General features: G+C 70.6%; 12 protein-coding genes. 7 read left to right on the forward strand and 5 right to left on the reverse strand.

Features of this window, described 5'->3' with window-relative positions; all coding sequences use genetic code 11:
• The coding region (locus tag D451_RS0115935; RefSeq protein ID WP_017535163.1) for an ATP-binding cassette domain-containing protein at nt 1-656 on the forward strand (656 nt) is incomplete at its 5' end.
• 9 nt (nt 657-665) lie between these two features.
• Here D451_RS0115935 and D451_RS0115940 read toward each other — a convergent pair.
• Nucleotides 666-1,295, reverse strand: coding sequence for a TetR/AcrR family transcriptional regulator (locus D451_RS0115940; protein ID WP_014911139.1), 630 nt, complete (start codon nt 1,293-1,295; stop codon nt 666-668).
• Nucleotides 1,296-1,486: 191 nt separating this feature from the next.
• On the opposite strand from D451_RS0115940, the gene D451_RS0115945 reads away from it, so the two are divergent.
• From D451_RS0115945 to D451_RS0115960, 3 genes are all read left to right on the forward strand, one after another.
• Nucleotides 1,487-1,873 (forward strand): hypothetical protein, encoded by a 387-nt coding sequence (locus D451_RS0115945; protein ID WP_017535164.1) that lies wholly within the window; start codon nt 1,487-1,489, stop codon nt 1,871-1,873.
• A gap of 441 nt (nt 1,874-2,314) precedes the next feature.
• On the forward strand, nt 2,315-2,677 hold the full coding sequence (locus tag D451_RS0115950) for a GntR family transcriptional regulator (RefSeq protein WP_014913277.1): 363 nt from the start codon (nt 2,315-2,317) through the stop codon (nt 2,675-2,677).
• A gap of 723 nt (nt 2,678-3,400) precedes the next feature.
• Nucleotides 3,401-3,817 (forward strand): hypothetical protein, encoded by a 417-nt coding sequence (locus D451_RS0115960; RefSeq protein WP_017535165.1) that lies wholly within the window; start codon nt 3,401-3,403, stop codon nt 3,815-3,817.
• 74 nt (nt 3,818-3,891) lie between these two features.
• Here D451_RS0115960 and D451_RS0115965 read toward each other — a convergent pair whose 3' ends face one another.
• The 3 genes from D451_RS0115965 to D451_RS0115975 all read right to left on the reverse strand — a co-directional run bounded on the left by D451_RS0115965 (nt 3,892) and on the right by D451_RS0115975 (nt 7,671).
• Nucleotides 3,892-4,242 carry a hypothetical protein gene (locus D451_RS0115965; protein WP_017535166.1) on the reverse strand — a complete coding sequence of 117 codons (351 nt, stop codon included), beginning with the start codon at nt 4,240-4,242 and terminating at the stop codon, nt 3,892-3,894.
• Nucleotides 4,243-4,401: 159 nt separating this feature from the next.
• A complete protein-coding gene (locus tag D451_RS0115970) occupies nt 4,402-5,814 on the reverse strand; it encodes an RNA polymerase sigma factor (protein WP_014908454.1) in 1,413 nt (470 codons plus the stop codon).
• Nucleotides 5,815-6,417: 603 nt separating this feature from the next.
• A complete protein-coding gene (locus tag D451_RS0115975) occupies nt 6,418-7,671 on the reverse strand; it encodes an AMP-binding protein (RefSeq protein ID WP_017535167.1) in 1,254 nt (417 codons plus the stop codon).
• A gap of 231 nt (nt 7,672-7,902) precedes the next feature.
• Between D451_RS0115975 and menB the strand changes: the two genes are divergently transcribed.
• The 3 genes from menB to menD all read left to right on the forward strand — a co-directional run bounded on the left by menB (nt 7,903) and on the right by menD (nt 11,680).
• Nucleotides 7,903-8,742 (forward strand): 1,4-dihydroxy-2-naphthoyl-CoA synthase, encoded by an 840-nt coding sequence (menB, locus tag D451_RS0115980; protein WP_017535168.1) that lies wholly within the window; start codon nt 7,903-7,905, stop codon nt 8,740-8,742.
• Nucleotides 8,739-9,710: an o-succinylbenzoate synthase gene (locus D451_RS0115985; RefSeq protein ID WP_017535169.1), complete on the forward strand. Its 972-nt coding sequence runs from the start codon at nt 8,739-8,741 to the stop codon at nt 9,708-9,710. The genes menB and D451_RS0115985 overlap by 4 nt, the downstream gene beginning before the upstream one ends.
• 248 nt (nt 9,711-9,958) lie before the next feature.
• Complete coding sequence (menD, locus tag D451_RS0115990; RefSeq protein WP_014909210.1) at nt 9,959-11,680, forward strand: 2-succinyl-5-enolpyruvyl-6-hydroxy-3-cyclohexene-1-carboxylic-acid synthase; 1,722 nt, start codon at nt 9,959-9,961, stop codon at nt 11,678-11,680.
• 82 nt (nt 11,681-11,762) lie between these two features.
• Here menD and D451_RS0115995 read toward each other — a convergent pair whose 3' ends face one another.
• Complete coding sequence (locus D451_RS0115995; protein WP_026125113.1) at nt 11,763-12,380, reverse strand: Uma2 family endonuclease; 618 nt, start codon at nt 12,378-12,380, stop codon at nt 11,763-11,765.
• Between the last annotated feature and the right edge of the window lie 4 nt (nt 12,381-12,384).

Here is a 12,384-nt window from a genome sequence, read left to right on the forward strand (position 1 = left end):
GGCTGCTGGAGCCCACCGAGGGCACCGTGGAGTTCGAGGGCCAGGACATCACCCACCTGTCCGACCGCCGCATGCGTCCTCTGCGCAACGAGGTGCAGATGGTGTTCCAGAACCCCTACTCCTCGCTCAACCCGCGTCTGACCATCGGCCAGAGCATCGGCACCGCCCTGAAGGTCCAGGGCGAGCGCGATGGCAGGCGCAACCGGGTCCGGGTCCAGGAACTGTTGGAGCGGGTCGGGCTCGAACCCGATCACTACAACCGGTTCCCGCACGCGTTCTCGGGTGGTCAGCGGCAGCGGATCGCGATCGCCCGGGCGTTGATCCTCAAGCCGAAGCTGATCATCTGCGACGAGCCGGTCTCGGCGCTGGACGTGTCCACGCAGGACCAGGTGCTGCGGTTGCTGTCGGAGTTGCAGGACGACTTCGGTCTGACCTACATCTTCGTGGCCCACGACCTGGCGGTGGTGCGCCAGGTCAGCGACCGGGTCGCGGTGATGTGCAAGGGCGAGGTCGTCGAGATGGGCGACAGCGACGGCATCTACGAGAACCCGCGGAGCGACTACACTCGTCGACTCCTCACCGCGGCCCCGGTCCTGGACCCGGACGAGGCCCGCCGCCTGCGCGCGGAACGGGCCCGGGCCGGGAGCGAGGGCTGAAGGGGGACGTCAGGAGGTCGCCCCGCGAAGGAGCGCGCGCAGCCCGAAACGGAAACGGGACAGGGCCTCGTCCTCGCTCGGGGCGTCCTCACGGCCCGCGTGACGCACCTGATGTCCCACGGACCCCAGGCAATATCCCAAGAGCGCGTCCCGGGTCGCGGCCACGTCCCCTCCGGTCAGGCCCGCGTCGAGAAGGGCGCCGTCCAGGAGGGCGGCGGTCCTGCGTTCGGCGAGGGTGCGCGGGGCGCGGTGCATGAGCAGGGACAGCGCGCCCGAATAGGTCAGCAGCCGGGCGCGGTACCCCTCGGCCCACAGGGTGATCCTCTGTTCCCAGGGGAGTTCCTCGATCCTCTCGACGTCCTCCTCCGAGGTGCCCGCGGCCGGGAGCTCCTCGTCCTCGGGGCCCTCGTCCTCGGAGAGGCCGTTGACCACGCGCGCGGTGGTGACGTAGGCGGCGATGGCGTTGAAGAGCTGCTCCTTCCCCTTCGGGAAGTGGTGGTAGACGGCCATGGCCTCCACCTCCAGGGCGTCGCCCAGCCGCCGCATGGACAGGCCGCCCAGCCCACGCCCTTCGATGATGTGCAGGGCCTCCACGATGATGCGTTCACGGTTGAGTCCCGCGTTGTTCCTGCTTCGCATGGGTCCTTCCAAGGGGAGGGGCTGGATCTACTAAGTAAGGTGACAGTTCCACACGGAGAACACCACCATCGACCCGCCCCACCAAGGCTCGGATCTCCCTAAGGTGTCGATCTCGGCGGAGGGAGGAAAGTGATCCCCGTCATGTCTAGAGTGGCCCCACACGGCTGATGTGACGACCGAAGGAGAACGCGATGGGAGTCGCCAAGGAGACCAGGGCCCGGGCCGAGGAGAGGCTCGCGCACGACCGGGAGGCGGCCGACCGTCTTCCCGGGCTCCTCGCGGAGGTGGCGGCCGCCGAGGACGCCCTGGACACCGCCCGGGACGGAGGCGCCCCGGCGGAGGAACTCCACGAACTCGGGGTGGCTCTGGACACGCTGCTCACCGAGGCCATGCGCGCCGCCTACGCCCACGAGCGGGTCCTGGTCGGCCCGAAGGGCTACATGGACCGGATCCAGCGCCGTAAGCGCCTGGCCCACCCCCGGGTCAAGCAGGCGACCGGGGTCGCCGAGCGTCTGCTGACCGCGCGGGAGACCCACCGCCTGCACGGCATCCAGGGAGTGCCCCGTCCCGTGGCCTGATCACCGGTGACACGAGCCCCACGACCCGCGGTCGTGGGGCTCGTCCGTCGTGGACACGCCCTAGGGAGTGTTTTTGTGGATGCTTTCGTTGGGCATCGGCGGAGCCGATCCGTGGCGAGCGGCCGCCGGGCGATCTCTCGCCGGACGACGAGCGAGAGTTCCCCTACTGTGCCCTGCTACGCAGGCTCCGCAGAATCGCACAGCGGGGGCCCGCCCGGGTTCGGCTGTCCGAGCGACGTCGGCGCCGCGAGAGGAAGCCCGGCCCCGCGTGAAACACCGCGCGCGTCAGCGCGACCGTTGAGGGTGGTGGCGGGTGACGGCGCGGGAGGAATGATCCACAAAAGCGCGACCTAGGGTCGAACGGCGGACGATAGGTTGGTGAGGCGTCCGGATCGATTCCGGAGCGTAGACAGGCGAGCCACGTGGGGAGCGAAGAAGGGCATGGCGGAGTTCATCCGCATCGATCCAACGTCGAAGGTACCGCCCTACGAACAGATCAGGGCTCTGGTCGCGATCGCGGCGGCCAACGGCGAGCTGCCGGTCGGCTACCGGCTGCCGACCGTCCGGGCCCTGGCGGGCCGGCTCTCGGTGGCGGTGAACACCGTCGCCCGCGCCTACCGTGAGCTCGAACAGGCCGGGGTGGTGGAGACCCGAGGGCGCTCGGGGACCTTCATCGCCGCGGCGGGCGACGACCAACGCGCCGAGGCCCTGGCCTCGGCCAGAGAGTACGCCGAGGTCATCAACCGGGTGGGGTTGGACCACGAGGAGGCCGTCGAGATCCTGCGGGCCGCGCTGGAGGGATGACCCCGCCGGCCACGGGCCCCTTCCGCGGACGGACCCCCGGACGCGGGAGGGGCCTCGTCGGTTCCCTCCCACGTCGAAGTCGGCCTCAAGTGGCCGGCTGTGACTCCGGTGATCCGAGAGGTCGATCCGTCCCGTTATGGTCGGAGGGCCGTCTCCTCGGCGGCTTCGAACGACAACCCCAAGGAGGCTCCGATGAGTAGGAGATCCGGCGGAGGACGTTCGTCGGGCGGACGTTCCGGCGGAGGACGATCGGGTGGCGGGCGATCGGGTGGCGGCGCCTCCCGGAAGGGTGGAGGTTTCTCCTCGCGCGGTGGTGGGCGCGGTGGTTCCTCCCGGTCGGGCGGCTTCTCCTCCGGGGGCGGCGCGTCCCGCCCCGGTGGCGGTTTCAACTCGCGGAGCGGACGCCCCGCGCGGTCCTCCGGAAGGTCGAGGGGGACGGGGCGCTCGTACGTTCCCCCGTCCTCGTCGGGACGCCGGAACCGTTACCACCACCAGGAACACCGGCATCACTACCACGACGGTCCCCGCTTCTCCCCGCGCACCGGGGGAGTGGGCGCGGTCCTGGGCTGTGTCTTCGTCGCGGCGATCGTCGTCATCGCGGGAGTGTTCGGGCTTTTCGCCCTCTTCCTCCTCTGATCCCCCGTCCCCATCTTTCTTCCCCTTCCCCTCTCCGGCCCCAGGGCCGTCCCCCTGTAGAACCACGAGAAGGAACGAGCTTCACCCGTGTCCCACCCTCGAACCCCCGCCCGTGCCCTCGCCCTCACCGCGGGCGCGCTGGCGCTTCCCCTGCTGCTGACCGCCTGTTCCGGGAACAAGGCCGAGATCGAGGCGGCCTGCGCCGACATCCAGAGCAACATCAGCGCCGTCGACATGGCGGCCTCCAGCATCGAGCAGGACCTGCTGGTGGACGGCGTGCCCTACCAGGACCAGCACGCCGAGGAACTGGAGGCCCACCTGGCGGACGTGGAACGTCTGGAGGAGGCGGCCAGGGGGAGTCTGGAGGCCGACGCCGCCGAGCGCGCGGACGCCGTCTACGCGATCCTCGACGAGCTGGACCAAGGCGACGAGGCCGGTCTGGCCGACGCCCTGACCTGGACCGCCGACACCCATGACACGATCCTGGCGGCCTGCGGCTTCTGAGGACGACGAGCAGGCGGGGCGGGACCGACATCGGTCCCGCCCCGCCTTCTCGCGTGTGGCCGGGGGAGGGGCTCTCAGCGACGCAGCCCCGTGATCGAGACCAGGTAGAAGACGATCAGCCCCAGCCAGGTGACGAACACGCCGCCCACCCCGATCATCGCGGCGGACATGGCGGTCAGGGGGATGCTGACGCCCAGGCACACCAGTGACAGGACCATACGCACGTTGTTGGAGGGCAGCCCTCGACGGCCCCGATCCTCGCCCATACGGCGTTCCACATGGTGTCGGATGCGCTCGTCGATGGAATCGTCGACACGTTCGACGAGGGAGGCGGCGATCGCGTCGTCGTACTCGGGGCCCAGCTCACGGCCCGCGCGCAGGGCGGCGGCGATCTCGTCCCTGTTGGTACCGGGATCTTTGGTCATCGGACCATCATTCCACCGGAATCCGGGCAAGGGGGAGGCCTTCGGCGGAACCCGGGGGAAGATCGGGGGAACCCCGATACGGGAGGGCGCACGAGGGCGCTCCGAAGACGACGGAGCCGCCCTCCCGAGGGAGAGCGGCTCCGAACGCGTCGTACTCTTCTAGCTGGCGAAGTCCAGCAGCTGCTGGGCCCGGCTCGGGTGACGCAGCTTGGACAGCGACTGCTTCTCCAGCTGCCGGATCCGCTCGCGGGTCAGCCCCAGGTGCTTGCCGATCTCGTCCAGGGTGCGCGGACGCCCGTCCATCAGTCCGAACCGCAGCGACATGATGGTCGCCTCGCGCGGCTCCAGGTCGGACAGCGCGTTACGGAGCTGGTCCGCCATGAGCTGACGGTCGACCACCTCGGAGGCCTCCGAGGCGTCCACGTCCTCGATCAGGTCGCCGATACGGGTCTCGCCGTCCTCGCCGATCGTCGAGTCGAGGCTGATGGGCTGACGGGTGACCCGCAGCAGCTCCTCGATCTGGGCCGGGGTCTTGTCCAGCTCCAGCGCCAGCTCCTCCGGCGTGGGCTCACGGCCCAGCGCCTGGTGCATGTCGCGCTCCAGCCTGCTCACCTTGCTGAGCAGCTCCAGCACGTGCACGGGGAGACGGATGGTGCGCGCGGAGTCGGCGAACCCTCGCTGGATGGCCTGACGGATCCACCACATGGCGTATGTGGAGAACTTGAAGCCCTTGGTGTAGTCGAACTTCTCGACCGCGCGGATCAGCCCCAGGTTGCCCTCCTGGACCACGTCCAGCAGGGACATCCCCCGGTCGCTGTACTTCTTGGCCACGGACACGACCAGGCGGAGGTTGGCCTCCAGCATGTGGGACTTGGCCTTGCGACCGTCCTCGGCCACCCACTCGAGCTCCTCGCGCTCGACGTCGGCCATGGGGACGGACTCGTCGATCTCGCCGTGCAGACCCAGGCGGTACTCGGCGTAGAGTCCGGCCTCCACACGCTTGGCCAGGTCGACCTCCTGCTCGGCGGTGAGCAGCTGGCGACGTCCGATCGCCTTGAGGTAGGTGTGGACCGAGTCGCCCATGGCGGGTGACTGGTCGTCGAGGTCGGCCTCACCGGTCTCCGGGTCGGTGGTGGCCTGGGTGGTCTCGGTCTTCTTGGTGCGGCGCGTGGAGCGGGCCTTCCTCCGTGGGGAGGCGGTCTTCTTGCGCGTCGCGACCTTGCCGGATGCGGCCTTGGGTGCCTCGTCGGTGTCGGGCACCGTCGCGATGAGAGTGTTTTCCAGCACGTCGTCCTCGGCGTCAGGGTCGGCCACCTTCGCGGAATCCTCGCCCCCGTCGGCGAGTCGGACCCCGTTCTCGGTGAGTTCACGCAGGATGGAGCGGCCGTCACTGGAGGTGACTCCGGCCGCGGTGAGAGCGGTACGTAGTTCGGGGAGGGACAGATGTCCCTGAGCACGTCCCTGGGCGAGCAGGTCGGACAGGGCCGCGTGGGCCTCGGGGGCCGGGTTCTGAGCGGTTCCGTCGTCGGCCTCGACCGTTCGGCCGGAGGCCGCCAGGGTAGTGCTCGTCATCGGGGCACCTCCCTCCCTTCCAAGACGTGTGGCACGTGGCGGAGGGTCACCGCCGGCTGGACGCGCCAATATGTCCAACGTGTCGGCGAGTCAAATGTTCCCTGTCTCGATTGGATATCGGAGAGGGTGGCATAGATCACTGCTCCGTGAGTGGCGGTGAGCGGGGTCGTGCGGGTAAAGGAGACGACTCCGCGCCGGTGTTCCGAACGTTCGACCCGAGGCCGCCCGGGCGTTCGAGAGGCCGCGCGTACGTGGACGGGTGGAACCATGACTGTCGCCAACTGCGGACCTCCTCTGGGCGGGGGCCGAAGGAACCGGGTACTCGGGTAGACGTCAGGGAGCTTTGGGAAGTTCCCCGCCTTTTCGGACCGGTCCGGGAGCGACCGTGGTCGAAAGGAGGCCGGGGGCGTGTTCGGCCCCCGGACGGTCCCGTGTCGGCGGGTGTTCGCGCCATCGGGAACGACACCCGCCGCGGCCAGGGTCCCATGGGTTCGGTCCACACCGGTAACCCCGCTTCGTCCGGGCCGTTATCGAGAGCCCGGGAGAGGGGGGCGGCAGGCCCTTCCCCGAGGACGAACACGAGGTGGTGGAGGGACGGACCTCTCAGGAGGAGGCGCGAAGAGAGAGCAGATCCGGTTTTCCGGAGGCGAGCATCGGAAGCTCCGGACGCAGGTCCAACTCCCGCGGCGCCGCGTAGGAGGGCAGGTGCGCGCGCACCATGTCCCGAAGTTCGGTCAACACCGGCGGGTCGGCAGGGTCCACGGGGACCACGACGGCGCTGACCCGCTCGCCCCACTCCGGGTCGGGGCGACCCACGACCACGACCTCGGCCACCTTCGGATGCCCCGACAGGATCTCGGAGACCGGCCCCGGCACGACCTTGTGGCCGCCGGTGTTGATCACCTCGTCCATCCGGCCCAGGATCCGCAGCCGCCCCTCCTCGTCGAGCCGCCCCAGGTCGTTGGTGCGCAGAAGACGCGGACCGGAGGAACCGTCGCTCAGAGCGCCGGGATCCGGGGCCACGCCCGGAGGCAGGCGGTAGTCGGTGAGCAGGGTGGGGCCGCCGATCAGGACACGGCCGGGCTCACCGGGTGTCTCGGAGTCGACCTGGATCCGTACACCGTCCAAGGGGACGCCGTCGTAGACGCAACCACCACAGGTCTCGCTCATGCCGTAGGTGGTGAACACACGCCCGCCCGCCGAACGGGCCCGCTCCAACAGCTCCGGTTCGGCCGCCGCTCCGCCCAGCAGGATCGCCCCGAGACCGGACAGGTCGACACCGGCGGACAGAAGCCTGCGCAACTGGGTGGGGACCAGGGAGACATGGGTGGGGGAGGCCTCGACGAGGCCGGGGAAGGTGTCGGTGTCGAAACGCGCGTGCACCGCCTCCGTCCCCCCGACCAGGGCCCGGACCATGACCTGGATCCCGGAGATGTGACCGGCCGGAAGGACGCACAACCAGGTGTCCCCGTCCTTCGCGCCGATCCGGTCCAGGGAGGCGCGCGCCGAGGCGGTGAGGGCCCCGGCCGACAGCTCCACCCCCTTGGGCGTGCCGGTGGACCCGGAGGTGGTGACGACCAGCGCGGCGTCGTCGCCCACGGGAAGGGCGTCGGCGAGCGGGACCACACCGTCCGGAGTGCGCAGGGAGGAGGGACGCATCGCCTCCAGGAGCCCTCGGACCCGGGCGTCGGGGGTGCCGTCGGGGATCGGCAGCAGAGCCGGCCCCGTGCCCTCCAGAGCCTCGGCGAGCAGGCGGTTCAGAGCCTTCGGGGACATACCGCGTACCGCCTGAAGGGGACGCGCTCCTTCGAGGGAGGAAGAGGAAGGGGACCGGTGTTCACTCGCTGCTGCTGCCACGGTGCCCCAGGGTACGCCCGGTGGAAGGATGACGGATCCGCCGCGTGACGACGCGTCGCGCGTGACCGAGACCCTTCGGGTCGGGCCGCGCGACGTCCGAGGGTCGGGCGCGTGCCGTTGGTCCCGGCCCGCCTGGCAGAATGCGTAGGGTCGACACTTGGACGCGGAGGTCTTCGGGCCGTTTCGTGTCCGGGTCGTCCCCTGAAGTCCGCGTGAGGAGAAGTAGTAGCCGTGAGCAGCGTGATCGACTGGCAGCGGTCGGGCGAGTATTCCGACATCATCTACGAGACCGCGGAGGGCATCGCCAAGATCACGATCAATCGCCCTGAGCGGCACAACGCCTTCCGGCCGCAGACCCTGTTCGAACTCCAGCAGGCGTTCAACATCGCGCGCGATGACTCCGAGGTCGGTGTGATCATCTTCACCGGCGCCGGTGACCAGGCGTTCTGCTCCGGTGGCGACCAGAAGATCCGTGGCGACGACGGCTACATCGGCGACGACGCCGTGGCCCGCCAGGGCATCGGCCGCCTCAACGTCCTCGACCTCCAGGTGCAGATCCGTCGCCTGCCCAAGCCCGTGATCTGCATGGTCGCCGGCTGGTCCATCGGCGGCGGCAACGTCCTCCAGGTCTGCTGCGACCTGACGATCGCGGCCGACAACGCCAAGTTCGGCCAGACCGGCCCCAAGGTCGGCTCCTTCGACGGCGGCTACGGCTCCTGGCTGCTGGCCGAGACCGTCGGCCTGAAGAAGGCCCGCGAGATCTGGTACCTGTGCCGCCAGTACAGCGCTCAGGAGGCGCTGGACATGGGCATGATCAACACCGTGGTGCCCCTGGCCGACCTGGAGAAGGAGACCGTCCAGTGGGCGCGTGAGCTCCTGGAGAAGTCGCCGCTGGCGCTGCGCATGCTCAAGGGCGCGATCAACTCCGTCAGCGACGGGGCCGCCGGTATGCAGCAGTTCGCCGGTGACGCCACCATGCTCTACTACATGAGCGAGGAGGCCCAGGAGGGGCGGGACGCCTTCAAGGAGAAGCGTCGTCCGGAGTTCGACAAGTTCCCGCGTCGCCCGTGACCGCCGAGGAACGCCTCGACCCGGAGCGGGGGTCCGCCGAGGGGCGGGCCTTCGCGATCGGCCTGCGTAACCGCTTCCGCGGCATCACCGTGCGCGAGGGGCTGCTGGTGCGCGGTCCCGCCGGGTGGGGCGAGTTCTCGCCTTTCGCCGAGTACGGTCCGCGCGAGTCCTCCCGCTGGTGGACCGCCTGTCTTGAGGCGGCCCACCAGGGGTGGCCGGAACCGCTGCGCGAGCGGATCCCGGTCAACGTCACCGTGCCCGCCGTCGGCCCCGAACGGGCCACCGAGATCGTGGCCTCCGGGGGATGCGCCACGGCCAAGGTCAAGGTCGCCGAGAAGGGCCGGGACCGGCGTGAGGACGTCGACCGGGTCGAGGCCGTGCGTGCCGCGATCGGTCCCGGGGGCCGGATCCGGGTCGACGCCAACGGCGCCTGGGACGTGGACACCGCGGTGCGGATGATCCGCGAACTCGACCGGTTCGACCTGGAGTACGTCGAGCAGCCCTCCGCGACCCTGGAGGAACTGGGCGAGGTCCGCCGACGTGTGGACGTCCCGGTGGCCGCCGACGAGTCGATCCGGCGCGCCGAGGATCCGCTGAGGGTGCGCGCGGCCGAGGCCGCCGACATCGTCGTGCTCAAGGTGCAGCCTCTGGGCGGCGTACGCGCCGCCCTCCGGGTGGCCGAGGCCTGCGGACTCCCGGTCGTGGTCTCCAGCGCCGTGGAGAGCTCCGTGGGCCTGGCGGCGGGCGTGGCCCTGGCCGCCGCGCTGCCTGAGCTCCCCTACGCCTGCGGGCTCGCGACCATGCAGATGCTGACCGCCGACGTGGCGGCGGAACCGCTGACCCCGGTCGACGGATATCTGCCGGTCCGACGGGTCGAGGTCGACGAGCGTTCCCTGGAGGCGGTCGAGATCGACGCCGCCCCCTGGCTCGCGCGCGCCGCGGCCGCGGCGGAGGCCGCGAACGCCTGAGACGGCGCTCGGGGCGGCCCGCCCGAACCGTGACGACGATCATGGCCCGTGGCGGGATGAGACGGGATGGGCAAGAGATCACAACCCCGTTCGGTCGCCGATGACGACCGAACGGGGTTCACTGGAGGGGGGCTTCGGTGTCTCGCGCGCGTTCTGGAGCGCGGCCGCCGGAGCGAGGAGGCGTCGTGCGATGCGGTGGGGCCGCACGGCGATACTTGGTGAACACCGTGACGAACGAAAGACTCTGGATGAATCCGTCTACCGCCCTGGCGCGGGTCCTCGTCGACGAACTGGCCCGCTGCGGGCTGGCCGAGGCCGTCATCGCGCCCGGGTCGCGCTCGACCCCCCTGGCGCTGGCCCTGGTCGCACACCCCGGGATCCGGGTCCATGTGCGGGTGGACGAGCGATCCGCCTCCTTCCTCGCCCTGGGCATGGCCCGGGTCTCCCGCCGCCCGGTGGCGATCGTGTGCACCTCCGGCACCGCCGCCGCCAATTTCCATCCGGCCGTGATGGAGGCCGACGAGAGCGGGGTGCCCCTGCTGGTCCTGACCGCGGACCGGCCCCCGGAACTGCGCCGTACCGGCGCCAACCAGACCGTCGACCAGATCGGTCTCTACGGCGGGGCCGTGCGCATGTTCGCCGAGGTCGGCACCCCCGACCCCGCTCCGGGGATGGTCGCCTACTGGCGCTCCCTGGTCTGCCGCGCCTGGGGTTCGGCGCTGGGCGGGCGCCCCGGACCGGTCCATCTCAACGTGGCCTTCCGCGACCCCCTCACCCCCGACCAGTCCTCCGGCGACGGCCCCGAATGGACGGCGCCCCTGGACGGGCGGTCCGACGGCGGCCCGTGGATCGGACGCCCCGGACCCCGTTCCGAACCCGCCCCCTACCGCCTTCCCCTCGTGGAGCGCGGGGTCATCGTCTGCGGTGACGGCGACTACGACCCGGCGCCCTTCCTCGCCCTGTCCGAGCTGACCGGATGGCCCCTGCTGGCCGAGCCCACCTCCAACGCGCGACGCGGGGGAGCGATCTCCACCTACCGGCAGCTTCTGGCCGCGCCGGGCTTCGCCGAGGCGCACGTCCCCGAGCTCGTGGTGAGCGTGGGCCGCCCCAACCTCTCCCGGCAGATCCTGGCCTTCCTGCGCGGCGCCGAACGCCACGTGGTGGTCACGGCCGGTTCCGTCGGCGACCCCGATGCGAGCCTGGCCAACGCCTTCTCCGACCCCGCCCGCACCGCCACCGACGTGGTGTCCGCGGTGGCCCCGCCCACGGAGGCGGACTGGGAGAACCCGGTCCGCACCGACTGGTCGCGCTCCTGGGAGCGCGCCGAGGCCGCGGCGCGCCGGGCCGTGGACGGGGTGCTCGACTCCGAGGACGGGCTCTCCGAACCGCGACTGGCGCGGGACCTGGCCGCTCAACTGCCGACCGGTTCCCTGCTGTTCGCCGGGTCGAGCATGCCCATCCGAGACCTGGACGCCACCATGCGGGCCCGCTGCGGCGTGCGTCTGGTGGGCAACCGGGGTGTGAGCGGGATCGACGGGACCGTCTCCACGGCGATCGGCGCGGCCATGGCCCACCGGAGCGAGAGCGAGGGCCGCGCCTACGCCCTGCTCGGCGACCTGGCGATGCTGCACGACCAGAACGGGCTGATCATCGGCCCGGGCGAGCCCCGACCCGATCTGGCGATCGTGGTGGTCAACAACGACGGCGGCGGGATCTTCTCCGGTCTGGAACAGGCCGGCCACCCGGACTTCGAACGCGTCTTCGGCACCCCGCACGGGGTGTCGATGGAGCGGGTCGCCGCCGTGGCCGATCTGCCCTACACCCGGGTGGAATGGGCCACCGATCTACCCAAGGCCCTCCTGGGCGAGGGCCTGCGGATCGTCGAGGTGCGCACGACCAGGTCGGGCAGCGCCTCGTGGCGCAGGCGCCTCCAGGACGCCGTCGACGAGGCCGTCGCCTCCCTCGCCTGAGGCTCTCCCGCGGGGCCGTCCCCACGGCCCCGCGCCCCGTCACCGGGGTACCCCCGAGCGCCGTTCCGGTGATGGCGTTCGGTCAGCGGCGCAGGATGTTCGTGAGATCCACTTCCATCCTCACCGGGACCGAGGTCTTGAGCGTCTCGCGGTGGACGGTCGGCTTGCCGTAGTCACCGGAAGGACTGGCGGGATCCTTCTCGTACTCGTAGAGCACGGCGTCGTCCCCGTCCTGCTCCACCCTCCAGAAGAAACGGATACCCGCACGAGCGTAGAGCTGGGGTTTGCGCTCCCGGTCCCGGACCTCCGATTCCGGGGAGACGATCTCGACCGCCAACTCCACCGCCTCCGGGGCGAACCAGGTCTGGGCCAGTTCCCTGAAGGCGTCCGCATGGACGAGCATCAGGTCCGGTTCCGGCCGCTGCCGCGCGCCGAGCCTGATCGAGAACTCTCTCGCCACCCGAAGGCCCTCGGGGGCCTGGGCCTTCAGTGAGTCCCCCAAGAGTTCGAGGACGAGCATGTGGAAGAGTTTCTGCGGGCTCACCAGTACCAGGTTTCCGTCGATGAGTTCGGTGTGCGGCGGAAGATCCGGGATGCGGTCGAGGTCGTCGGCGGTGAAGCCGTCCTGCGGTGGCATGGGGAGGACCACGCGGTCGTCGAACTCTGACGCTTGCTGCTCGGCCACTGTCGGAGCGGACATGCGA

Source organism: Nocardiopsis alba DSM 43377 (assembly GCF_000341225.1).
Taxonomy (GTDB): Bacteria; Actinomycetota; Actinomycetes; order Streptosporangiales; family Streptosporangiaceae; genus Nocardiopsis; species Nocardiopsis alba.

Excerpts from the sequence above, each read along its gene's own strand:
- D451_RS0115950 (WP_014913277.1), top strand. The coding sequence starts at position 2,315 with ATGGCGGAGTTCATCCGCATCGATCCAACGTCGAAGGTACCGCCCTAC.
- D451_RS0115945 (WP_017535164.1), top strand. The coding sequence starts at position 1,487 with ATGGGAGTCGCCAAGGAGACCAGGGCCCGGGCCGAGGAGAGGCTCGCG.
- D451_RS0115965 (WP_017535166.1), bottom strand. The coding sequence starts at position 4,242 with ATGACCAAAGATCCCGGTACCAACAGGGACGAGATCGCCGCCGCCCTG.
- menD (WP_014909210.1), top strand. The coding sequence starts at position 9,959 with ATGAATCCGTCTACCGCCCTGGCGCGGGTCCTCGTCGACGAACTGGCC.
- D451_RS0115940 (WP_014911139.1), bottom strand. The coding sequence starts at position 1,295 with ATGCGAAGCAGGAACAACGCGGGACTCAACCGTGAACGCATCATCGTG.
- D451_RS0115970 (WP_014908454.1), bottom strand. The coding sequence starts at position 5,814 with ATGACGAGCACTACCCTGGCGGCCTCCGGCCGAACGGTCGAGGCCGAC.
- D451_RS0115995 (WP_026125113.1), bottom strand. The coding sequence starts at position 12,380 with ATGTCCGCTCCGACAGTGGCCGAGCAGCAAGCGTCAGAGTTCGACGAC.